Origin of the sequence: Paraburkholderia sp. MM5477-R1 (assembly GCF_050436385.1) — a bacterium.
Taxonomy (GTDB): domain Bacteria; phylum Pseudomonadota; class Gammaproteobacteria; order Burkholderiales; family Burkholderiaceae; genus Paraburkholderia; species Paraburkholderia tuberum.
In genome coordinates, this window is sequence record NZ_JBNDMC010000006.1 from 1,869,538 (window position 1) to 1,894,324 (window position 24,787).

12 protein-coding genes and 5 pseudogenes are annotated in these 24,787 nt (G+C 58.9%); 14 read left to right on the forward strand and 3 right to left on the reverse strand.

Annotated features, from left to right (window positions below):
• The first annotated feature begins 1 nt into the window (after position 1).
• The 6 genes from OKW35_RS27045 (at position 2) to OKW35_RS27070 (ending at position 6,654) form a co-directional block, all read left to right on the forward strand.
• Positions 2-1,183 carry an acyl-CoA dehydrogenase family protein gene (locus OKW35_RS27045; RefSeq protein ID WP_184052644.1) on the forward strand — a complete coding sequence of 394 codons (1,182 nt, stop codon included), beginning with the start codon at positions 2-4 and terminating at the stop codon, positions 1,181-1,183.
• 50 nt (positions 1,184-1,233) lie between these two features.
• Positions 1,234-2,331: a CaiB/BaiF CoA transferase family protein gene (locus OKW35_RS27050; RefSeq protein ID WP_429553630.1), complete on the forward strand. Its 1,098-nt coding sequence runs from the start codon at positions 1,234-1,236 to the stop codon at positions 2,329-2,331.
• 68 nt (positions 2,332-2,399) lie between these two features.
• Positions 2,400-3,704, forward strand: a complete 1,305-nt coding sequence (locus OKW35_RS27055) for an MFS transporter (RefSeq protein WP_184061704.1) — start codon at positions 2,400-2,402, stop codon at positions 3,702-3,704.
• Positions 3,705-3,806: 102 nt separating this feature from the next.
• The gene (locus OKW35_RS27060) at positions 3,807-4,865 is read left to right on the forward strand and encodes a porin (RefSeq protein ID WP_429353588.1); all 1,059 of its coding nucleotides are present in this window, start codon (positions 3,807-3,809) and stop codon (positions 4,863-4,865) included.
• Positions 4,866-4,925: 60 nt separating this feature from the next.
• Positions 4,926-5,291 carry a BON domain-containing protein gene (locus tag OKW35_RS27065; protein ID WP_260321224.1) on the forward strand — a complete coding sequence of 122 codons (366 nt, stop codon included), beginning with the start codon at positions 4,926-4,928 and terminating at the stop codon, positions 5,289-5,291.
• Between the two features lie 22 nt (positions 5,292-5,313).
• Entirely contained in the window at positions 5,314-6,654 is a 1,341-nt protein-coding gene (locus OKW35_RS27070) for a serine hydrolase domain-containing protein (protein WP_184061702.1), read from the forward strand.
• A 782-nt stretch (positions 6,655-7,436) separates the two neighbouring features.
• On the opposite strand, the gene OKW35_RS27075 is transcribed toward OKW35_RS27070, so the two are convergent.
• Positions 7,437-7,928: a hypothetical protein gene (locus OKW35_RS27075; RefSeq protein WP_429492225.1), complete on the reverse strand. Its 492-nt coding sequence runs from the start codon at positions 7,926-7,928 to the stop codon at positions 7,437-7,439.
• Between the two features lie 1,759 nt (positions 7,929-9,687).
• On the opposite strand from OKW35_RS27075, the gene OKW35_RS27080 reads away from it, so the two are divergent.
• Entirely contained in the window at positions 9,688-10,284 is a 597-nt protein-coding gene (locus tag OKW35_RS27080; RefSeq protein WP_429553631.1) for a recombinase family protein, read from the forward strand.
• 176 nt (positions 10,285-10,460) lie between these two features.
• Here the strand turns inward: OKW35_RS27080 and OKW35_RS27085 are convergent, their stop codons facing one another.
• A complete protein-coding gene (locus OKW35_RS27085) occupies positions 10,461-11,057 on the reverse strand; it encodes a recombinase family protein (RefSeq protein ID WP_184031423.1) in 597 nt (198 codons plus the stop codon).
• Positions 11,058-11,626: 569 nt separating this feature from the next.
• Between OKW35_RS27085 and OKW35_RS27090 the strand changes: the two genes are divergently transcribed.
• Both OKW35_RS27090 and OKW35_RS27095 read left to right on the forward strand, forming a co-directional pair.
• A complete protein-coding gene (locus OKW35_RS27090; protein WP_429553632.1) occupies positions 11,627-12,370 on the forward strand; it encodes an EAL domain-containing protein in 744 nt (247 codons plus the stop codon).
• Positions 12,371-12,484: 114 nt separating this feature from the next.
• Positions 12,485-14,254, forward strand: a pseudogene (locus tag OKW35_RS27095) (ESPR-type extended signal peptide-containing protein); the annotation flags it as partial.
• Here the strand turns inward: OKW35_RS27095 and OKW35_RS27100 are convergent.
• Positions 14,158-14,400, reverse strand: coding sequence for a hypothetical protein (locus OKW35_RS27100; protein WP_429553633.1), 243 nt, complete (start codon positions 14,398-14,400; stop codon positions 14,158-14,160). The pseudogene OKW35_RS27095 and the gene OKW35_RS27100 overlap by 97 nt on opposite strands.
• On the opposite strand from OKW35_RS27100, the pseudogene OKW35_RS27105 reads away from it, so the two are divergent.
• The 5 genes and pseudogenes from OKW35_RS27105 to OKW35_RS27125 all read left to right on the forward strand — a co-directional run.
• A pseudogene (locus tag OKW35_RS27105) lies at positions 14,324-17,557 on the forward strand (beta strand repeat-containing protein); the annotation flags it as partial. The gene OKW35_RS27100 and the pseudogene OKW35_RS27105 overlap by 77 nt on opposite strands.
• Positions 17,558-18,385: 828 nt before the next feature.
• Positions 18,386-18,871, forward strand: a pseudogene (locus tag OKW35_RS27110) (YadA-like family protein); the annotation flags it as partial.
• A gap of 726 nt (positions 18,872-19,597) precedes the next feature.
• Positions 19,598-23,614, forward strand: a pseudogene (locus OKW35_RS27115) (beta strand repeat-containing protein); the annotation flags it as partial.
• A gap of 36 nt (positions 23,615-23,650) precedes the next feature.
• Positions 23,651-23,971, forward strand: a pseudogene (locus OKW35_RS27120) (YadA-like family protein); the annotation flags it as partial.
• Positions 23,972-24,102: 131 nt separating this feature from the next.
• Positions 24,103-24,765, forward strand: a complete 663-nt coding sequence (locus tag OKW35_RS27125) for an OmpA family protein (protein ID WP_429553634.1) — start codon at positions 24,103-24,105, stop codon at positions 24,763-24,765.
• The last annotated feature ends 22 nt before the right edge of the window (positions 24,766-24,787 follow it).

A 24,787-nucleotide genomic window follows, 5' to 3' on the forward strand; every position in this document is an offset into this window, starting at 1 on the left:
CATGTTCGATCACCTGAGCAATCCGGTATTCGTTGAAACGCGTGAGGGCATTCGCCGTTTCATCGCGGAAGAATTGTTGCCGCTGGAGCAGGAACTCGGCATCGGCAGCGAAGACATCTGGCCGCGCGACACGCTACGCCGTGTCTGGCGCCGCTCCGCGCAGCTCGGCTTCTACGCGGCATGTCTGCCCGTCAAGCTCGGCGGCCGGGGGCTGTCGATCATTGAACAGTGCGCACTCAAGGCAGATCTGGCCGCCTCCGGATCCGCGCTCGCGCCTCACGTGCTCGGCGACCTGGGCGGTCCGCCGCGCGTCGGCAATATGCTCAAGTACGCGACGCCGGATCAGCTCGTGCGCTATTTCGAACCGGTGGTCCGTGGGGAGAAATCGACCTGCTTCGCGCTGACCGAACCCCACTCGGGCTCGGATGCGCAGAGCATCACCACCTCGGCCGTGGTGGACGGCGACGACCTCGTGATCAACGGCGTCAAGCACTACATCAGCGGCGCGCCGTTTGCCGATTTCGCGATTGTCATGTGCGTAACCGATGCCAGCACCACGCCACCTGCCATTACTGCGGTGCTCGTCGATCTCGACCGGCCCGGCGTGACGGTCGAACAGCAATATGTGCCGATGTCTGGACAGCACATCGACGCGGACATCCGCTTCGTCGACGTGCGCGTGCCTCGCGCAAACGTGTTCGGCGGAGAGGGCAATGGCTTCAAGCTCGGCATGTCGCGTATCAACGTGAACCGCCTGCTGCATTGCCCGACGATGCTCGGCCTCGCCACGGCGGCCTACGAAGCGTCGCTCGACTATGCGCGTACGCGCCGGCAGTTCGGCGGCCCGATCGCGCGCTTTCAGGCAATCCAGCACATGCTCGCCGACATGGCCGCCGCGCTGTGGGCATGCGAAAGCATGATCGCCCAGACAGCAGCGCTCGCGGACGCCGGTGCCGATCTGCGGATGAAGGCCGCGGCCTGCAAGCTGTTCGTGTCGGAACGTTGCTTCGAAGTCGCGGACAAGGCCGTGCAGATTCATGGCAACGTCGGCGTGACGCGCCATCACCCGATCGAGCAGACGTTCCGGAAACTGCGGATGTTCCGCATCTTCACGGGCACGAGCGAGATCCAGCGCAATACAATCGCCCGCGTCATTCTCGACCCGGCCGGCTCGCCGGCATAAAAGAAGAATGCAGCACGCACGCGGCTGCCGCATACCGTGAAGAGGTACCGATGAAACCGGAATGGTCCTGCCTGAACGGCGTCAAGATTGTCGATTTGAGTCAACTGCTGCCCGGGCCACACGCCACGTCGATGCTAATGCATCTGGGGGCGGACGTGGTCAAGGTCGAGCCGCCCGGCACCGGCGATCCGGCGCGCCAACTCGGACGCGAGATATTCGCCCAGCTCAACCGGGGCAAACGGTCCATCGCGCTCGACTTGAAAAGTTCCGCCGGACAGGCTGCGATGCTCGAACTGGTGCGTGACGCGGATGCGGTGGTCGAAGGTTTCCGGCCAGGCATCATGAAACGCCTTGGACTCGACTATTCGACGCTCGCCGAAGTGAATCCGCGCATCGTGATGTGTTCGATTTCCGGATTCGGGCAGACCGGCCCGTACGCGGTCCGGCCTGGCCACGATCTCAATTACCTGGCGCTCGGCGGTTTCTGGTCGATTCCGGTTCAGGTCGACGACCGGGTCACGCGCCCACGTGTGCGGCTTGCGGACTACGCCGGGTCGAGTCACGCCGCGCTCGCGCTGGCGGTCGCTGTTATGAGCGCGCGTCAGAACGGTCGCGGCCAGCATCTTGACGTATCGATTCACGACTGTGTGTTGGCGTGGACTGCATCGGCCGCGTGGACCTCGCGCGAGTATGCGGACCGCCCGCTGGCATCGCCCAACGTCATGCCCGAGAACGATCTTTTCGCGACGCGAGACGGCCGGCATCTTGCGTTGGGGATTCTGGAGAACAAGTTCTGGTTGAACCTGTGCGAAGCGCTCGGCGCCGACTATCCCGCGTTGACTGACGATCGCTTCGCGTCACGCCTTGGCAGGCAGCAGTTCAAGCGCGAGGTCAACGCGCTGCTCACGCAGATGTTCTTGCAGCGCACGCTTGCGGAATGGCTCGACACGCTCACGTCTTTCGATCTACCGGTGTCGCCGCTGCTCGACGCGCACGAGTTATTCGACGATCCGCACGTGCGCGAACGCGGCATGATCCGTGAGCTCGCTAACGAGGCAACCATGGCGGTGCGCTTTCCCGTGAAATTTTCGGCGGGGTTGCCCGATGCCGGGGACACCGTCCCGCTGCTCGGCCAGCACGACGGCTGAAGCCGTCCGACAGCAACAGCAATAGCAGGAACGCAGAAGACGTCCCCACCATTACGGAGACAACCCGAATGACAAACGAACACAACCGGTACCGACCGGCGCGCGCATGGTCTATCGCAATCATGCTCGCGCTGATGATGCTGGTGAATTTTCTGGACAAGGTCGTGCTCGGCCTCGTGTCCATCCCGATGATGCGTGAGCTTCACCTGTCGCCCACGCAGTTCGGGTTGATTGGCGGGAGCCTCAACTGGTTGTTTTCGATTTCCGCTGTGCTGGGCGGCCTCGCGGCGAATCGCGCTTCGACAAAATGGCTGTTGCTGCTGATGGCTGGCTCATGGGCCCTGCTGCAATTGCCGATGCTGGTCGCCGGTTCGATCTGGAGCATCATCGCGTGCCGTGTGCTGCTCGGCGCCGGCGAAGGACCGACCTCGCCGGTTGCGGTGCATGCGCTTTATAAGTGGTTTCCGGACGCCAGGCGCAACCTGCCTGTCGCCGTGCTGCATCAGGGGAGCGCGCTCGGTCTGCTGGTCGCCGGGCTGAGCATTCCGGCCATCACCGCACACTGGGGCTGGCGGGCAAACTTTCTCGTGCTGTCCGCGCTGGGCTGCCTCTGGTGCATCGCGTGGCTCGTATTCGGCGCGGAAGGTCGTTTGTCGAGCCCCGTGCGTAAGGGTCGCACGGCGCGCGTCCCGTACGCTCTGCTGCTGACCGATCGGACCGTACTGGGCGTTTTTGCCGGGCACTTCGCCGCCAACTGGATTCTTGCCATGACGCTCACCTGGACGCCAACCTGGCTGCAACTGGGAATGGGTTATGAACCGCATGTCGCGGGCAGAATGTTTGCGTTATTCGTCGCCATTACGGCGCCCCTTAGCCTCGGGCTTGCCGGGCTGTCGCAGCGCCTGTTGGCGAACGGGGTGCCGTCGAGAGTCGGGCGCGGCGGCTTCCTGGCCGTGACGCTGATCGTGGCGGGCGCACTGATCGCGTTGCTTGCGTGGCCAGGCGTCTCGCCCATGGTGAAGTTCATCCTGCTGACGCTCGGCAGTGGCATGACGCTTGCCATGTATTCGATCGGGCCTGCCATGTTGGGCGAAGTCACCCCCGATTCGCAACGGGGCGGCGTCCTCGCATTGAGCAACGGATTTTCATCGCTCGCCGGACTCGCCGCGCCGATCGTCACCGGGCTGCTGATCGACGGCGCCAGCCGGTCCACCGCGCGCGGCTTCGAGCAGGCGTGCGTCGCCTGCGGCGTGGTACTGCTGGGATGCGGCCTGCTTTGCGGATTCTGCCTCGACCCGCAGCGCTCGCAACGGCGCCTCGCCGGTGGCGTGTCCCGCGCCCCGGCGCCGCGTAGCGTCGCCGATCCTGGCTGAAACTCTGCGCATCACCGTCTTTGAGTGCGTTCCGCGACACGTCTGGACGGACGCCATCCATTAGTTATCCGTAATAATACCAATAGAAAACAAAGGAAACGTATGAAGAAGGTTCTTGGTGCGACGCTGATAAGCCTGCTATCTGGAGGGGCCTGTGCGCAATCAACCGTGACGTTGTATGGCAATGTCGGCGGCGGTCTTCGCTGGACGAACGGCGCCAAGGGCGGCAGCGTGGTCGGTTACAACAACAATATCATTGCCGGCAACCAGTTCGGCTTTACCGGCAAAGAAGACCTCGGTGCCGGCCTGAAGGCCATCTTCAAGCTGGAGGGCGCGTTCAACAGCGGTACCGGCGCGGTGAAGACCTCGGGCACCTTGTTTTCGCAGGCTGCGTTCGTCGGTTTGACTGGCAATTTTGGCCGCCTGACCTTTGGCCGGCAACTGAACGCAAACGAAGACCTTGGCATTCTCATCGATCCGGCGGGTGGGCGCGGACAGTCCATTGCGATCGAACCAGGCGTGGTATATAGCGCTAACTATTTCACACTGGACTCGCGTTTCAATAACACTGTCAAATATATCGGACAGGTAGGCGGCTTTCGCATGGCCGCGAGCTATTCTCCCGGCGGCGTCGCGGGCAATCCCCGCGCGGCGACAAACTTCTCGGGCGCGGCCTTGTATCAGTGGGGACCAGCGCTCGGCGGCGTGTCGTATCAAAAGACGTGGAACGCGACGGCGACACAATGGGCGCAGACGTTCCAGACCGGCGGTACGCTCCAGATCGGACCAGCGCGGCTTTACCTGAACTATGCCGATCTCACCGTTACTGGCGCTAAGCCCACTGCACCCCGGCGCCGCGACAGAATTCCGGGCGGTGGAGTCGTCTGGTCGGTCACGCCAGCGTTACAGTTCACGGCGGCTTTCATTGATGATATTGCCAGTAATCTTGGCAATGTCGCGTCGGCCAGCGGCCGTAAAGTCACAACGTTTGCAATTGCCGAGTATTTTCTGTCGAAGCAGACCGAACTCTACGCGGAGTTCGATCGGAATGGATTTTCGGGCGCCTATCGTTACGATCCCGCCAACATCACGGCACTCGGCCTGAATCCCGGTGCCCATACGATGACCGGCGTGTCACTCGGTCTCATGACACGTTTCTAGAAGGGAGGCGCCAGCCTACGCCTGGCCGATCCCACCCATTCACTTTATTGAAGAAATCGCATGACGATCCGTATTCGAATTCCCCGCGCTATGCTCATGGCTGCGCTTATCGGCGCGTCCGCCGGCGCATTTGCCCAGTCCGGGGCCGCATCCGCGGGCGGCTCCACCACCGCCTCTGACGCGACGTCCGTCAAGGCAAGGAAGGCCGCGGACAGGAAGCTCGCTCGCCGGGTATCGACTGCACTAGCTCGCACTCGAGGGCTCAACGCCGCACGCATCTTCGTGAAGGCACAAAGCGGCCACGTCACGCTTTCCGGCTCGGTGTCGGATAACGAGCAGATTCCACTGGCCGTCGAAGCGGCAAAGCAGGTCGTCGGCGTCTCAAGCGTGGAGAATTTTATCCACCTCTCCGGGCCATCTCTGTAATGCCTGCCTTCCGGGAAAAAACATGAAAAGCACTCGAAATCGTGACCTCACCACTGGCCCTGTCGCGACCGCCGTGGCGCTTGTCATTGGCGCACTGCTGCCGCTGTCCACGCATGCTCAGGAGGTCGGGGTATCTCGCGACCCCGTCGAACTCGGCATCATGCAGGGCTTTCCTCCGCCTGCGGACAAGCTTGTGACCAAGGCCAACTCGCTGCGCTACCCGAACCTTGCCTGGGCGCTCCGCAATACCCGTCTGATGACTCCTACTGCAAATGTCGAGCACGCGCACACGCCGTTGCCACTACCTGCCGGTGCCGCGCTCGACCCCGACAAGGTGCAGTTCACTGTCGACGGAACGACGCTAACCCTGACCGATTATCTGCGACGCACCTATACCGACGGTTTCATCGTCGTTCACGACGGCAAGGTGGTGCTTGAGCGCTACTTCAATTCCTTTACGCCCCGGCAGACGCACGCGTGGGCATCGATGACCAAATCCGTGACTGGGCTCGTCGCGGCGCAACTGATCGACGAAGGCCGACTGGACCCACAAGCGACACTCTCGACGTACGTTCCCGAACTGGCGGGCACGCCGTTCGGCGACGCGACGGTCCAGCAAAATCTGGATATGGAGGTGCCGGTCAGCTACCCGGCCGATCTTCCACCAGATCTGGGACTCTTCGGCGCAGTGGGCATCACTCCGCGCCGCAGCGGCGCGCCGGACAGCATCTACGACTTCCTGAAAGTGGCACGCCCCACGCCCGCCGCGACGGCGGGAAACGTGTGGTTCTACCAGAATGGCTCGCCCGAAGCTGTCGCATGGGCGATACGGCGCGTGTCTGGCCTGTCGTGGAGCGAACTGGTCTCCCGCACGATGTGGCAGAAGATCGCCGAAGACGACGGCGACGTCGTGGTCGATCGTTTAGGTACCGAGATGGCAAGCGGTGGTTTCAACACGACGCTTCGCGACGCCGCACGTTTCGGTGAGTTAGTGCGGTTGGGCGAAGCGGGACGGACGACTTTGCTCCCGGCTTCTACCGCCCACATCACATTTATGCCTGCGGATAACGCCCGCGCCTTCGCGAAGGGCAATCTGGCGTCCGGCCGCCCGGGCTACTCATATCGGGACTACTGGTATCAGGTGAACGATGGGCACGGCTCGTTCGCGGCCGGCGGCCGGTTCGGGCAATCGATCCTGGTCGATCCTAAGACGAAGCTCACCATCGTCAAGTTCTCGTCATCGCCTGATCAGGCCGCGCGACCGACCAGTGCGGCAGCGGGGCGCTCGATCCCACGGGCGTCGCTCGATACTGCCGCTGCGCTTAACCAGGCCGCACGTGCCATCAGTGCCGCGATCAGATAACGCATTGCAGTGCGAGCGGGGAGCGGTAACGCGACGCGCCGCCCGGTTATCGGGCGGGCGACGTCGCGGCCGCGCCGAGACACAATGTGCCGGCCGACGTAAGGGTTAGGTGCGACCGTACGCGCTGTTTAAGTGCTAATCGCCCGGCGGACAGCTAGCCTTCGTCTGCGACCGTCCGATTTGTAGTTGCTCAGGGGACATTCGCGGTCAGGGTGCGACGGGCGGCTCCGGGTCGGAAGTACGCGTTCGCCCGCAGCGAGTGCGACATCCGCAAACCTCTTCATTCGAAAGTCGGGAATGGGACGGAAAGCTGCCTTGCAAACGCCGACAACCGAACGTCGGGTATGGCCGACGAAGCAACATTCGCCTTCGCCAATCGAACGACTGTTTACTGGGCGGACCCGACGTCTGAACGTCCGAGCGACGCGACGGGCGAATGACGCTTCCTGGCCGACAGTACTCATCCACAGAAGCCGCCCGAAAGCGGCCGTCGACGATTTTCAACGGTCGCTCTACAGGACCTTCATTGAACTGGTGCTCTCGGCCACAACTTGCCGTTCAGCGAGCCGGGAAATCTGCCGTTGGAGCGGCCGCATTACTCCGGAACCTGACGGACGAGCTACCCGCACAATTCGGCCAAAGCCGACGATCGCCAATCGGATGGCGTGCGGCTGCTGCCCGTCCCATTGCTGACACTCGCATCCGATGCAACGTCTCGCCCTGGCCGGAGCGCTTCCCTCTCTGTTGAGTTATTCCAGACATCAGACGCCCTATGCAGTCGCCTACCTGGAATGGCAGACGAAGGCGAGGTCGTATGAATCGAACAAATCAGGATTGATCCCGGCTGCCTTGCTCGCCTGCATCATCGCGCGGTCAAGCGAGCCATTATCGAGCGACTCCACGAGAAGTAGTCCGGCGAATTCACCTTCTGAACTTCGCCGCATTGACTTTTCCTGCGTGGCAATGGCTGTCGCCTCGTTTTTCACGGCCATGATCTGCGCGTTCACAACCCAGTCGCCTTTCGCGAGCGCATCAACGATTGCCTGCCCTTGCTGGGCTATCAGGCATTCCGGTAGTGCGTCTTCAAATCGTGCGATGGCGAGGTGACCGCCGTGTCCGGCCGAGTTCGCACCCCGGGCGAGAATAGTTCCGCCGCCTCGGCGAAACTGCTCGAGGGTCGGCATTATTCGGCGCGTCCACGCAGTCGGGTTATTCAACCGTTCCAGATAGCCAGAACTCGCCATCACGTCCGCGTTGTCCAGTTCGTACAGCATCACGTACTCCGAGGGCCGGTTGTTGCGTCGCTTGAAGACCCTGCGATGAAGCTCTACGGACGGCTGGGTTGCGAAGAAGTAACTTTACCAGGGAGCAGCGAGGGCGAATTCGGGGAATCGAATTGACGGGTGCTGCCGAAGATCATTCCGCTCGCAAGTGTTAGCTAGGAGTTGGACCACTCTCGTTGAACCTGTTGGGGGCTCCGGTCTTCGTAGCACAGCCGCGGGAAATTTTTCTTGAACCTATCTGATCTGTTATTGCCGCCGTGGGGGGCGACCGACATTGGCTCGTAAGACCCGACATCCGCACAGTGTTATCGCTTCTGTCGTTACCGGGACATCTTGGCTATAGCTTTTGGTTGAAATGTTCGGAGATGAAAAGCGCAGTCGCGTGCGTTGTTACGGATGGGGGTGAATTCGGGCGGGCTGCCGGCGTTGAGGCTCGGATGGCTGTGGCGGGTGAAAATCCATGCACTCCGTGTCGGCTACACATTACGAGTCGCAATGGTGCGTCCCTATTTGTTGCGGAGCAGCATGATTTCGATGTGGCACTCTTTGTTGTCGCTTTCGCAAGGGTTGTTGGTGGGCGATCCCGCAGACTTTGCGCAGCTGGAATCGATGCAGTCTCAGAAATCGCAATTGCTGCTGCGAACTTTGACCCTGTCTCATGATTAAGACTTCAACGGTGGTAGGGCCTTCCGATCAACTTTTCCCCGCAAACTTTGATGTTTCTCCATAGATCTTATGAGCGCACAGCCAAGTCTGCGGGATCGCGAAAGGTCGTTCGGTCGCGGACGAAACGCCGCTACGTCTGTGCTACCTGGCGCGCGGTCGGCGACGATGACACACCGGTTGAGGAACGCCGTCAGCGGCTGGTCGCGCTGCGCGAAATCGGTCTGGTCGGCAAGTCGATTTTCCGCCACTGCTCTTGTGTTCTGGATTCCATCGAGCAATCGCAACGGTCGCAAATGATATATGACATCATAGAACATAGTTAACTATTTATCTATATGAATTTGGCGTGACGGCACAGAACGCCACTTAATGACAATAAGCTACTCATTATGGGTACGTGGACAGATTTAAGGTTCTCGCGCGTTCTTATGAAGCTCGGAACTTCCCATGTCCATTCATTAATATAGCGACGGCCTGTTTGATGTCCGCTTTGTCGGTTTCGGTCAATTGATTGGTCGCCCGCAAAGGTTCTTGAGGGATGTTGCGTAGTACGTACGCCATGTTGCCATTACGAGCTCGCGAGAGACGGGCAGGGGCAGACACCACTGCCTGACGCCTTTCGGCAGGCGTGCGCCCTATCCGTTCTTCCGACCAGGAGGTGGGAATGTGTCGGCCCTATTTTGAAGCAAAGGCCGATTCTCCGAAACCCTGAGTTCACTTCGCGCCTGAAGGCGAGCAAAAGATAGGAATTAACATTATTTGTACAAATGGCTGCGCGAAATGTGAGAATTAAGTTGTCAACATATTTGTCCGCTTTACAATTCACATTTGACGTCGAAAGCGTTTAATTAAACGTCGGCGCTGCGCACGTCGCGCCGCTCTAAGAATTTGCGACGCGTCGTAATGTCATCGTACGTCATATGAGTAGCGTAACGTCGGCGTTGGTATCTTGCGAAATCGCCAATTGCGGCGAAGCCTCCGGGACGATGCGGCGAGACATCCATACCCGACTTAAAGACGGGGTTGGCACCCGAGATTTTGCGCACGGCGCAATCTTTTCACGACAATAGAACCTGCGACCGGTATGAAGATCAGTGACAACAAAATCGGCTATGCCCGAGTATCAACCGATGAACAGCACTTGGACCTGCAGTTACAAGCGCTCGCCGCCTACGGCTGCGATGTGACGTTTTCAGACCGGGGAATTTCGGGTGCCAAGTTCGACCGCCCCGGCTTGAACGAAGCGTTGGCCACAGCTGTCTCTGGCAGCACTATTGTTGTGTGGCGGCTGGACCGCCTCGGGCGGTCAATGAGGCACCTCGCGGCAATAATCGGAGACCTGGATATGCGCGGAGTGCGAGTCGTTTCATTGACCGAGTACATTGATACGCGCTCGTCAAGCGGACGCTTCACATTTCACATGCTAGCGGCGCTTGCGGAGTTCGAGCGCGGACTGATCAGTGAACGGACTCGCGCGGGTATTGCTGCGGCACGTGCGCGGGGCAGCAATATCGGTAGGCCGGCCGCATTGAACGAGGCACAGCGGCAACGAGCTCGCGAATTGCTAGAGGAACATCCTGCCAAGGTCGTTGCGGAGACCTTAAATATCGACAGGCGCACGTTGAGGCGATATATGAATCAGCCAAGAGCACTGGCGTTAACTACTGCCGATATGGAATAGCGATTGCCGCTGCGACCGCCGATAGATCGGTTGGTGGTTCGGTGGAACCGTGAGTCACCACGGGACCGTCTCGGTAAGACCCACGTGTGCGTCCGGATGCCACTCAGTGCCGCTAGCAACCGGCATCTTTCAAAACGACGCTGCGCGCCTGAGCCGCGTCTGTTCAATACGGAGGTTCATTGACCTCGTTGCGCAGACGGCTTCGTTCGTTGCCGTATCGCATTTGCGTCCAAGCTGATCGCCCGTTTCAGTGTGCGTGGATGCACATTGAATTTCCGTGCGATCTCGGCTATCGAGGTCGTTTCCAATAGTGCGACCGCCTGGCGGCGCTGTGCCGGGCTTAGTAGCGGCTTACGGCCGAAGTTCTTGCCGCGTACACGCGCCGCCACCATTCCTGCGCGAGTGCGTTCGCTAATGAGTCGCCGCTCGAACTCGGACAGTGCGGCCATCATGTGGAACATCAGCATGCCGCCGGCTGATGTTGTGTCGATTGACTCGGTCAGCGAGATAAAGTCGATACTGTTGTTGCCAAGATAGTTCACCAGTTCAATTAGTTTCCCGATTGATCGGCCAAGCCGGTCCAACCTCCATACGACAAGCGTATCGCCGGCCGATATCTTTGCGAGCGCGTTGTTCAGTCCTGTCCTGGAAAAGGACGCGCCGGATATGCCATGGTCCGTGTACAACACTTCACATCCTGCACGCAGCAATGCGTCTTGCTGTAGCGATAGGTTTTGTTCTTCTGTTGAGACGCGCGCGTATCCGATTTTCATAGTGTGCTCCTCCGCTGAGCGGCCCGTTGCGGTACCGGAGGCCGCCTGCATCTCTGAGAAAAGTGCCGACAGCTGGCAAACCCAGCGAAAAAAGGCGTACTTCATCCATCTGTCAGTCAATAAGAAATCCACAAAGCTTTTGGTGCGAGCGCACAGCTTTGCCATTGCGGTTGCTCTGTACTTGTCTATGTTCGCGTGAGCCGCAGAAGTGTCAAGCATTGCAAGATCTGATCGCATTCTACTGGACAAAAAGGAACCCTTTTGTCCGCCCCAGTTTGCTGCTTGTAATCCTCGCCTGACGTGCCTGTAGGGCTTACCTGACGCGGCCGTAGGGAAGCTGGAAGAACTTTTTTAGCAATTTGGCACAAAGGTTCCTTTTTGACCGCCTCTAGGCGAAGGGTTGACAGTGTTTCGCAAATTGAAGTCGACGACCGTGACCGATAGATCGGGGCGATCTGTGCGTGCGGGGTCCGTCCGAAAAAGAATCAGAATTTTTAACACTTAAATCTGTGGTTCGCGTGCTGTCCGCTCAAAAGAGAAGTACGGAATTGACCGGTCCGGAGAAGAAGATGGACGACAAGGGTTTGGCGGGGGAAGTGTTTAGCGCGATGATCGACTCGCGTGTGAAGTTGCACCGTGAACCGGTGTGCAACGTCACAGGCAGCGAAAACGTGCTCTATCACGAGTGTTCCGCGACAGCGACTGATGCACGCGGCAACGAATTGAATCCGGCTCTTTTCATGTCGGCGCTTGAGCGCATGTCGCTCATCCGTCTGTTCGACCGGTACGTCGTCAAACAAGCCATCGCGGCCTTGCGCGGTTCTGCCACTCTGAGGCTCGGCATCAACATTTCCGTTCAGAGCGCGGTCGCAGATGTCGTGTGGCATGCGATTTTTCATCTGCTCGAAGAAGCGCCCGAAGTGGCGCAACGGCTGGTGATCGAATTTCCGGAGCCCGCCTGGTTCGACGCCCACGACAACGCACAGTATTTCGCATATCGCCTCAAGCAGGCCGGTTGCAGGATCGCGATAGACAACTTCGGAATCGAAACCGCTATCGGCATCCATACGCCTGACATCATCAAGATCGATGCGTCCTTCGTCGCCGCTGCCCGCCACGGCGAAAAACACGTTGCACGCCTCGCGCGGTTAGTACGCCTCGCAGCAGAGCAGGCCGACGATGTAGTAATTCAAGGCGTTGATGAGCCGATGGATTTACTACATGTCCACGAGTGCACGACGAAATGGGTTCAGGGTCATTTCGTCAAGGCACCTGAAGCCCTGAATTGGGTTGCCAGTAATTTGCAATTGTAGTTTTCGATTTAACAAATACTACTAATCGCATCGGCGAGGGATGCCCCCTGCGCAGGAGATGTGCGTGTGTTTGACGATGTTTAAAGAAAAACCTTTGAAAGAGGCGGGCTGAAAATGAACATAAGTTATCGGACGATCTGGAATGAATCGTTAGGGGCTTTCGTCGCTGTCTCTGAACTAGACACGGCGCACGGAAAAGGGAAGGGCGCAGGCGGCGTTGTGAGTGACGCAGCGCACGCGCCTTATCAGGTAAATGGCGTGCCGCTTACGCTCATGGCCGTTGCAATGACCGTCATGTTCGGCGGCTCGCTGATGACGCCAGATGAGGCTGAAGCACAAACCGCTTTATATCCCGGCACCGGATGTAGTCAGTCATCGCCAGCCGGAGCACTGCTGACTGTTGCTGTCGGCTGCGGTGTAACTGCCTCGGGTTCCGGGTCAACTGCTCTCGGTGCAAATACCACGACTTCAGGCGTAAATTCGACAGCGGTCGGATATCTTGCAGTCGCTGCGGCGCAAGGTGCTGCCGCTGTCGGCACAGCGGCGCGTGCGAATAACGTGGGCGCTGTTGCGGTCGGTTCTAATTCGCGATCAAGCGGAAATAGCAGCGCGGCAATCGGATCGACGGCGAGCGCGGGAGGCGACGGCAGTGCTGCAATTGGCGTTGCCTCATCGTCGGACGGCGATTTTTCGCTTGCATTAGGTGCGAGTACGGAAGCGTCGCAAACGGGTGCAATCGCGCTCGGGCACAACGCGACTGCTAGCGGTTCGGCAAGTATGGCTTTGGGGATGAATTCTTCAGCGATTAGGAATAACGCAGTCGCTGAGGGCTTGAACGCAACAGCGAACGGGAACAATTCTTTTGCGGGCGGCACAAATTCGGTCGCGGGGGTGGCAGGCGACGCGACAGTCGTGAATGACATTGTGCTCGGCACGAACGCTAGCGCAACTGGCGGTAATTCGATAGCCCTCGGAGCAGCAACGACAGCTTCGGGAAGCGCGAGTATGGCGATGGGCGCGGCAGCGGTGGCAACCGTACCGGATGCAGTCGCGCTCGGCCACTCGGCGACCGCTAACGCTTCGGCAAGTATGGCGCTCGGTTCAGCCGCGACAGCTTCCGGAATCGGGAGTGCGGCGCTCGGTTCAACCGCGTTAGCAACCGGAGGAAATGCGGTCGCGATCGGGTCTACGGCTTTGGCTGCAGGGAACCGGGCCGTTGCAGTTGGTTATGGTTCGACAGCTTCAGGCATCAATTCTTTTGCGTTCCTGGGAACTGCGTCGGGCACAGGCTCTATGGCGTTCGGCAATAGTTCTACAGCGTCGGGCGCAATGGCAGCACTGTCGTTGGGTAATTTCTCTACGTCGTCCAATACGAATGCGTCTGCATTTGGCGTGTTCGCCACCGCATCAGGTGCAGCCTCGACCGTCGCGGGGTCAGGTGCGAACGCAACCGGCGATTACACAACAGCAGTGGGCGCTAATGCGGGGGCTGCCGGATTGGACAGTACAGCCGTAGGCAAAAAAGCACGGAGTGTCGGTGATGACTCGACAGCCTTGGGCGAAAACGCCACGGCTTCAGGTGCCGGTTCGCTTGCAGCTGGTTTCGGCTCAATGGCAAACGGGGCGAATTCTTTTGCGGGTAGCACAAACGCAGTCGCAGGTGTAGCAGGTGACACGACAATCGCTAACGATATCGCGCTTGGCAATGGCGCTTCGGCTGTCGGCGGAAATTCGGTTGCAGTCGGCACCTCGTCTACGGCAAGCGGTGCGGGCGCGATGGCAATCGGTCAGAGCGCAATCAGCAGCAACACGAATTCCGTCGCTATTTCCAATGGCGGGGCGGCGACTGGTATCAATGCGGTGGTCATCGGCACGAATTCCACGGCAGCAGGCACGAACGCCACCGCAATCGGCGCGGCAGCGGTTTCGGCAGGCGCGCATTCGGTGACTGTCGGCTCGGGCGCTAAAGCAAACGGCAACGATTCTTTCGCGGCAGGAACCAACTCAGTTGCGGGCATCGACAGCAACACAACGATTATCAATGATCTTGCGCTCGGAAATACCGCATCGGCTGTCGGCGGAAATTCCGTAGCAATTGGCGCGGCGTCGGTCGCTTCAGGTGCTAGTGCAATGGCACTCGGTCAGGGCGCAACCGCTGCGAACGCGAATAGCGTTGCATTGGGGACCGGCTCGGTTACTGCCGCTGCGAACCCCACGCCAACAGGCACGATTGGCGGCAAGTCGTATGCATTTGCCGGACCCGCGCCGACGAGCGTTGTTAGCGTAGGCGCTAAAGGCACCGAACGTCAAATCACGAATGTGGCCGCAGGCCGGATCAGTGATACGAGCACGGATGCAATCAATGGCTCGCAACTCAACGCGACAAACCTCGCCGTCAATGATCTTTCAACAAGCACATCGACGGGAATTTCCTCGCTCAGTACCGGCGTTTCCAGTTTGTCCACGGGTCTGTCCACGACAAACAGCAACGTGTCTTCATTGTCCACGGCGATTTCGACTTTGAAACCGTCGCATTACATGAGCATCAATGACAACGGCACTCCGCAGGGCAACTATGCGAACGACGGAGCAAGCGGCGTAAATGCACTTGCCATAGGTACAAATACCACGGCGGCGGGCGCAAGCGCGGTGGCTCTCGGCGATGCAGCGAACGGCGCAGCAGCAAATTCCGTCGCGATTGGTCAGAAGGCGACGGCAACAAATGCAGGCGATGTGGCTTTGGGTTCGGGCTCAGTAACTGCGGCAGCGAATCCGACTGCGAGCGCAACTATCGGCGGAAAATCGTACGGCTTTGCGGGCGCAACCCCGAAAAGCGTCGTCAGCGTTGGCGATAAAGGTGCTGAACGACAAATCACGAATGTGGCCGCTGGCCAACTGAACGCAAATTCGACGGATGCGGTCAACGGTTCGCAGCTTGACGCCACGAACCAGGCTGTCGAATCGCTTTCGACAAGCACATCGACGGGAATTTCGAGCCTTAGCACTGGCGTGTCGTCGCTTTCAACGGGCGTCAGTTCCTTATCCACAGGCGTGTCGTCGTTGAGCACCGGTCTTTCCTCGTTGAGCACTTCCACGAGCACGGGAATTTCGAGCCTTTCGACTTCGGCAAGCACCGGCCTTAGCTCGCTTTCGACTTCCGCATCCACCGGTTTGTCTACCGTGACGAGCGGCATCGGTTCGCTTTCGACCGGCTTGTCCACGACAAACAGTAATGTGTCGTCGCTCAGCACTATCGTTTCGGCGAGCAAATCACACTACGTCAGCATCAACGATAACGGCACGCAACAAGGCAATTACGCGAACGACGGCGCAAGCGGCGTAAATGCAATTGCTGTCGGCGCGAACGCTACAGCGGCAGGCGCGAGCGGTGTGGCGTTGGGCGACACAGCAAATAGTACGGGCGCGAATTCGGTCGCAGTGGGCGCAAAAGCGATTGCGACAAATGACGGCGATGTCGCGCTTGGTTCCGGCTCGATCACTGGCGCAGCGAATCCGACAGCAAACGCCACCATCGGCGGAAACACTTACGCGTTCGCAGGCGCAAAACCGGCGAGCGTCGTGAGCGTCGGCGCAAAGGACGCGGAGCGTCAGATTACGAATGTTGCAGCGGGGCGGCTCACCGCAGACAGCACGGATGCCGTGAACGGTTCGCAATTGAACGCAACGAATCAAGCTGTTGATTCGCTCAGCACGTCCACGAGTTCCGGAATTTCTAGCCTGAGCACGGGCGTATCGTCGCTTTCGACGGGCGTGTCGTCGCTCAGCACGGGTCTTTCGACAACGAACAGCAACGTCACAAGCCTTTCGATTTCCGCTTCGACTGTTGCCAGTTCACTTTCGACCGGGGTATCGTCACTATCAACCGGCGTGAGTTCCTTATCGACTGTCGCAAGCTCACTTTCAACGGGCGTCAGCTCGCTCTCGACGGGTCTGTCGTCGCTAAGCACATCGGCTTCGACCGGAATTTCGTCGCTCAGTACCGGCGCATCGCAATTGTCGGGTTCTATTTCGACCGTCGCGAGCGGGCTGAATTCGTTGAGTACTTCGACATCCACGGTGAACAGTTCACTGTCTACCGGACTTTCGTCGCTCTCGACTTCTGCTTCGACGGGAATTTCGAGCCTCAGCACGAGCGCATCCACCGGCATCGGCAGTCTGTCCACGGGTCTTTCAACGACGAACAGTAACGTCTCGTCGCTAAGCACCGTTGTCGATGCGAACAAAACGCACTACTACAGTGTGAACGACGGCGGCACGCAAGGTTCGAATTACACCAACGATGGTGCGACCGGTGTAAATGCCCTTGCGGCGGGCGTTGGCGCATCCGCTTCGGGCGCGAGCGCAACAGCAGTCGGCAACAATTCGCAGGCGCTGGCCGCTTCGAGCGTGGCTGTCGGCGACAGCAATACGGTCGCGGCAACTGCGGGACCCGGTTCCGTAGCGATGGGCTATAAATCGCAGGCGCTCAACGGTAGTGCAGTCGCAATCGGAAATCAGCAAACCGCAAACGGCGATGGTGCAGTTGCAATCGGCGATCCGGGTTCGGTTTCAGGTACGGGCGCGGTGGGGATTGGCGCAAACAATACAGCGAATGGAACAGGCGCAGTCGCACTCGGTAATTCGAACAGCGCAACCGGAGCCGGCTCGCTTGCCCTCGGCAGCACTTCGACTGCGGCGGCGGATGGCGGGATCGCATTGGGCTCGGCTGCTGTCGCAACAAATGCAGGGGACGTTGCACTTGGCAGCGGTTCGAGCACGGCTGCTGCAAATCCGACTCCGAATGCAACCATCGGCGGAAAGTCCTATGACTTCGCTGGTGCGGCTCCGACGAGTGTCGTCAGTGTCGGCGCGAAAAATGCGGAAAGACAAATCACGAACGTTGCGGCAGGGCAACTCAGTACAGACAGCACGGATGCCGTAAATGGTTCGCAGCTTAACGCAACGAATCAAGCTGTTGATTCGCTTTCGACAAGTACATCGACGGGAATTTCGTCATTGAGCACGGGCGTTTCTAGCCTGTCCACAGTTGCTTCGTCACTTTCGACCGGCGTGTCATCGCTGAGTACCGGCGTTTCGTCGCTCTCGACCTCTGCATCGACCGGAATTTCGTCGTTGTCGAATTCGCTGTCCACAGTCGCAAGTAGCGTCGATTCGCTGTCTACTGGTGTGTCTTCGTTGAGCACCGGCGTTTCCTCATTGAGCACGAGCGCATCGACGGGGATTTCCAGTCTGTCCACGGTCGCTTCGTCACTTTCAACGGGCGTAAGCTCGCTCTCGACTTCGGCTTCGACCGGCATCAGTTCGTTGTCGAATTCCGTCTCGACGATCGCAAGCAATGTCGGCTCACTTTCGACCGGCGTATCGTCGTTGAGCACCGGCCTGTCTTCGCTGAGCACATCGGCATCGACCGGCCTCAGCTCTTTGAGCACTTCCACATCGACGGCAAATAGCTCGCTGTCTACCGGCTTGTCCGGTGCCGTCAGCAACATCAGTTCGTTGAGCACGGGCGCATCGTCCCTCAGCACGGGACTTTCCTCGCTCTCGACTTCCGCGAGCACGGGGCTCAGTTCCCTTTCGACCGGAGTGTCGAATTCGATCAGTTCGTTGAGCACTTCGACATCGACGGCAAATAGTTCGCTCTCGACGGGCCTGTCCGGCGCGGTCAGCAATATCGCATCGCTCAGCACGAGTGCATCGACCGGCATCGGTTCACTTTCGACGGGCGTCGGCAGTCTGAGCACGGGCGTTTCGTCGCTGAGCACTTCGGCTTCGACAGCAGCAAGCTCGCTGTCTACTGCGATTTCCGCAAGCAAAACGCATTACTACAGCGTGAACGACAACGGCGTTCAGGGAGGGAATTACAACAACGACGGTGCAACCGGCGTAAATGGAATCGCTGCGGGTGTCGGTGCTGTAGCACAAGGAAATGCATCGGCGGCAATCGGCTACAACACGAGCGCGCTTGGTGATGGCGCAGTTGCAGTCGGAAACAGTGCACAAGCAAACGGAACAGGTGGCATCGCAATCGGACAGAATTCGGTTTCGAGCGGCAACGACTCGACCGCGTTGGGCCATGGCGCGACAGCATCCGGCGATGGCGATGCAGCCTTCGGAAATAACGCATCGACATCCGGAAACAATTCGGTTGCAGTCGGCAGCGGCGCGGCTGCTTCGACCGATGGCGCAATAGCGTTTGGCGGCAACGCGCAGGCAAAGACGCAAAATTCAATCGCTATCGGAAATGGCGCAACAGCATCGACTGCAAATTCTGTCGCGCTCGGCAACGGAGCTTTGACGAAAAATGCCGTTGCGACTTCGAGCGGGACGGTCGGTGGCAATACATACCAATACGCAGGCGCGAACCCCACGGGCGTTGTAAGCGTCGGCACGAAGGACCTGGAGCGCCAGATCACAAACGTTGCAGCAGGCCAGGTGAACGCGAGCAGCACAGACGCGATTAACGGCTCGCAACTGAATGCAACTAATCTCGCTGTTGATGCGCTCTCGAGCTCGACATCGACCGGCATTTCGAGCCTCAGCACCGGCGTATCGTCGCTGTCCACGAGCACGAGCACGGCAGTTTCGAGCCTCAGCACGGGCGTTTCGTCGTTGAGCACGGGTGTCTCTTCGCTTTCGACCGGCGTATCGTCTTTGAGCACTGGCGTTTCCTCACTCTCGACCGGTTTGTCGTCGCTTAGCACGTCCGCATCGACGGGAATTTCGTCGTTGAGCACTTCTGCATCGACCGGCTTGTCCACTGTCACGAGCGGAATCAATTCGCTCTCGACCGGGCTTTCGACAACCGACAGCAATGTCGCATCGTTGTCTACGTCTGCATCGACGGGCCTGTCGTCGCTGAGCACGGGTGTTTCTTCGTTGAGCACGAGCGCATCGACGGGAATTTCGTCGTTGAGCACAGGTGTATCGAGCCTGAGCACTTCGGCTTCGACGGGAATTTCTAGCCTCAGCACTGGCGTGTCGTCGCTTTCGACGGGTGTTTCTTCGTTGAGCACTGGCGTGTCGTCCCTTTCGACCGGCGTGTCCTCGCTCTCGACTTCCACAAGCACCGGTATTTCTTCGTTGAGCGCTTCGACAAGCACTGGTCTTTCGACGGTCGCGAGCAATGTGGCCTCGTTGAGCACAGGCGTAAGCTCACTTTCGACTGGCGTGTCGTCGCTCAGTACCGGCGTTTCGAGTTTGAGCACTTCGGCTTCGACCGGCCTGTCGTCACTGAGCACTGCAACTTCGGCCAGCCTGTCCACGATCACGAGCGGCATCGGTTCTGTGTCGGCATCGACTTCGACGGGCCTGTCTACCGTGACGAGCGGCATCGGTTCGCTTTCGACCGGCCTGTCCAGTGCAACGAGTTCGCTGTCTACAGCGATTTCGGCAAGCAAGACGCACTATTACAGCGTCAACGACAACGGCGTCCAGGGCGCGAATTACGAAAATGACGGCGCGACAGGCATCAATGCGCTCGCGGCAGGCGTAGGCGCAACCGCAGCTGGTGCGGCAGGCGTTGCAGTCGGAAATACTGCGAATGCGACGGGCGCAAACTCTGTGGCCGTTGGTTCGGGCGCTGTCGCGACAAATACCGGCGATGTAGCTTTGGGTTCGGGTTCCATCACTGACGTTTCGCATCCGACTGCAAGCGGTACGGTCGGCGGTGCAACGTATCAATATGCAGGTGAAAATCCTTCGAGTGTCGTTAGCGTCGGCGCTCCGAATGAGGAACGTCAGATTACCAACGTTGCGGCAGGCCAGGTCACGCAAAACAGCACGGACGCAATTAATGGTTCGCAACTGTACGCGACGAACTCGGCAATCGATGCGGTCAGCACGTCTACGAGCACTGCGGTTTCTTCGCTGAGCACGGGTATTTCGTCGCTTTCGACTTCCACGAGTACCGGACTGTCAACGGTGACGAGTGTCATCGGCTCACTCAGCACGGGCGTTTCTTCGTTGAGCACGTCCGCTTCGACAGGTCTGTCAACGGTGGCGAGCAATGTCGGTTCGCTTTCGACTTCGACTTCGGCGGCGGTATCGAGTTTGAGCACCGGAATTTCGGGCGCTACAAGCAGCATCGGTTCGCTGAGCACGGGTATTTCGTCGCTCTCGACCTCGGCATCGACCGGAATTTCGAGCGTCAGCGCAAGTGTGTCCACCGTCGCGAGTGCAGTTGATTCGTTGAGCACGTCCACGAGTACCGGTTTTTCCACGGTAACGAGCGGCATCGGTTCGTTGAGCACGGGCATTTCGTCGCTGAGCACATCGGCATCGACGGGTCTTTCGACGGTCACGAGCAACGTCACTTCGTTGAGCACTTCGACATCGGCAAGCGTTTCGAGCTTGAGCACGGGCCTTTCGACAACGGATAGCAATGTGGCTTCACTCTCCACTTCGGCAAGTACAGGCCTGTCGTCGCTCAGCACGTCTGCTTCGACCGGTCTGTCTACGGTCACGAGCAGCGTTGATTCGCTCAGCACGAGCGCATCGACGGGCCTCAGCACTGTGACGAGCAATATCGGTTCGTTGAGCACGGGCGTAAGTTCCCTTTCGACCGGTATGTCATCGTTGAGCACGTCGGCATCGACGGGAATTTCGTCGCTCTCGACTTCGGCCTCGACTGTCGCAAGTTCGCTTTCGACAAACGTAAGTTCGTTATCGACGGGTCTTTCGACTGCGGTCAGCGACATTTCTTCGTTGAGCAGTTCGACTTCGACGGGCCTCAGCACTGTGACAAGCAGTGTCGGTTCGTTGAGTACGGGCGTGTCGTCGTTGAGCACGTCTGCATCGACGGGCATCAGTTCTTTGTCCACATCGACTTCGACTGCAATCGAAGCCGCAAAGACGCATTACTACAGCGTCAACGATAACGGCGTGCAGCAAGGCAATTACGCGAACGATGGCGCGACAGGTCTGAACGCAATTGCGGCAGGTACGAACGCCACAGCAGCGGGCGCAAGCAGCGTTGCGATTGGCGACGGCGCAAATGCTGCAAACGATAATTCGGTTGCACTTGGCGCAGGCTCGATTACCGACGTTTCGCATCCGACTCCGAGCGCAGTTATCGGCGGCGCAACGTATCAGTTCGCCGGTGCAAATCCTGTCGGCGTAGTGAGTGTTGGTGCGCCGGGTTCGGAACGTCAAATCACGAACGTTGCGGCGGGTCAAATCAACGCGAACAGCACGGATGCAATCAATGGCTCGCAGCTTTATCAAACGAACCAGGCGATTGATTCGCTGAGCACGTCCACGAGCACGGGAATTATTTCGCTCTCGACAAGCACATCGACGGCTGTATCGAGCCTGAGCACGGGCGTATCGTCGCTGTCCACCTCGACTTCGACGGGCTTGTCCAGTTTGAGCACCGGTCTTTCGACAGTCGTCAGTGACGTAAATTCGTTGAGCACTTCGACTTCGACAGGCTTGTCGTCGCTCTCGACATCCACGAGCACGGGACTTTCGTCGTTGAGCACGTCCACGAGTACGGGCCTCGGTTCGTTGAGCACGGGCCTTTCGACGGTCGTCAGCAACGTCGATTCCCTCAGCACGTCCACGAGCACGGCAATCGGTTCGCTCTCGACTTCGACTTCGACGGGACTGTCTTCGCTCAGCACCGGCGTTTCGTCACTGAGCACGGGTCTTTCAACTGTGACGAGCAGCGTGGATTCCCTGAGCACTTCCACGTCAAGCGGCATCAGCAGCGTGAGCACCGGGGTGTCGTCGCTTTCAACGGGTCTTTCGACTGTGACGAGCAACGTCGATTCGCTCAGCACTTCGACTTCAACAGCAGTTTCGTCGTTGAGCACTTCGACTTCGACGGGCCTGTCGTCGCTGAGCACGGGCGTTTCGAGCCTTTCGACGTCGACATCCACGGGAATCAGCAGTTTGAGCACCGGCGTGTCGTCGTTGAGCACTTCCACTTCGACGGTTGTATCGAGTTTGAGTACCGGCCTGTCCACAGTCACGAGCAGCGTTGATTCGCTTTCGACATCGACTTCGACAGCGGTATCCGGTCTGAGCACCGGCGTTTCGTCGTTGTCTACTTCGACTTCGACCGGAATTAGCAGTCTTAGCACGGGTATTTCGTCGCTCAGCACTTCGACTTCGACGGCTGTTTCGAGCCTGAGCACTGGCATTTCGAGTTTGAGCACGGGTGTGTCGTCGCTCTCGACTTCGACATCGACAGGGATTAGCAGCCTCAGTACGGGCCTGTCTACTGTCACGAGCAGCGTTGATTCGCTTTCAACTTCGACTTCGACGGGTCTCTCGACTGTGACAAGCAGCGTCGATTCGCTCAGTACGTCCACGTCAACCGGCATCGGCTCTCTGTCAACCGGTCTGAGTTCGCTCTCGACAGGTCTGTCCACCGTGACAAGTGGAATCGATTCGTTGAGCACTTCGACTTCGACCGGCATCAGCAGCTTGAGCACCGGTGTGTCGTCGCTTTCGACGGGTCTTTCGACTGTAACGAGCAACGTGGATTCGTTGAGCACGTCCACGAGCACGGCAATCGGTTCGCTCTCGACTTCCACGAGCACGGGCATTTCGAACTTGAGTACCGGTATTTCGTCGCTGTCCACTTCGACTTCGACAGGTATTTCGAGCTTGAGCACCGGACTTTCGACGGTCACGAGCAATGTGGATTCGCTTTCGACTTCGACTTCGACTGCAACCAGTTCGCTGTCTACGGCAACGAGTTCGCTTTCGACTGGCGTGTCGTCGCTCAGCACGTCCACGAGTACCGGTTTGTCGTCGTTGAGCACTTCGACTTCGAGCGGACTTTCGACTGTGACGAGCAGCGTCAATTCGCTTTCGACGGGCCTGTCCACGACGAACAGCAATGTGTCTTCGCTGTCCACGGTGATTTCGACCCTGAAACCGTCGCACTACCTGAGCATCAACGACAACGGTATCCAGGGCAGCAATTACAACAACGATGGTGCAACGGGCTTTAATGCCATCGCTGTGGGCGTGAACGCCACTGCCGGGGGCACGAATTCTTCGGCATTTGGCAACAACGCAAACGCCGCTGGGGCCGCTGCAACGGCGGTCGGCTACAACGCGAATGCCACCGGCGTGAATTCGAGCGCTATGGGTGTCGGTTCGACTGCATCCGGAGATAACTCGACCGCGTTGGGTGTGGGTTCGGTTGCAAGCGGGCGCGATTCGGTTGCGCTTGGCAAGGGCTCGGTCGCGGATGAGGACAACACCGTTTCCCTCGGTTCGGCTGGTAACGAACGTCGCCTGACGAACGTCGCGCCGGGTATCAACCCGACTGATGGCGTGAACATGTCCCAACTGCAAGGCGTGCAGAACAGCCTGAACAACAGCATCAATTCCGTTGCCCGCAAGGCATACGGCGGCGTTGCTGCGGCTACGGCTCTCACGATGATTCCGGATGTCGATCAAGGCAAGACGCTTTCGGTCGGAATTGGCGGGGCGAGCTATCAGGGCTACGGTGCGACCGCAATCGGCTTCACCGCACGCATTACGAGCAACTTGAAGGTTCGGGGCGGTGTGGGCATCAGCAGCGCCGGCAGTTCGTACGGCGTAGGCGCGTCGTATCAGTGGTAACGGCTGCTTGCGCATAACGGGTTGAAACCTGCGCGGGATGGATTTCACAAGTCTGTCCCGCGCAGAAAAAAGCCGATCCAAAAACCGAGGAAAAAATGTCAACAAAACTTCTGCTTGTTGCTTTCACCGCCGTGTTGCTCGCGGCCTGTTCGACTTCGCAGGCTCCCCATTGGAATGCATATTCGGTCGGTCTGCCGAACGGTCAGCAGGCATTCCGCGTCGATTGTCACGGTCTCTTCGAAGGCCAGGACGCCTGTTTTTCACAGGCGAAAGAAATCTGCGGCAAAAAGCAGATGCAGCCTATCGAGCAGGTTGCGCCTTTGGGCGACGATCAAAACCCGCGTGACGTGCGCAGTCTCACTTTCCAATGCGCGACGCCGCCGCAGCCTGCGCAACCCATTGTAGCGAAGCCCGCGCCTGTTCCTGCGCCTGTTGTTGCACCGGTTGCTCCACCGAAACGCATCACGCTCGACAGTGACGCGAATTTCGACACGGATAAATCGACGCTGAAAGCAGAGGCGCGCGAAAAACTTGATGTTCTCATTGAAGCTGCGAACGGGACGGTTTTCAGGGCGATCACGATTAACGGCTACACGGATTCGACTGGCTCCGTTGAACACAACCAGGACCTATCCGAAAGGCGTGCGCAGTCGGTAGAGAAGTATCTGCGCGATCACGGCTTGAGGGCGGAGAAATTCAACGTGCACGGCTACGGCGAAAGCAGTCCGGTCGCGAGCAATGCGACAGCCGCAGGCCGTGCGAAAAATCGGCGGGTGGACATCACGCTCGAATAGAAAAATGCTGCACGGGTACTAC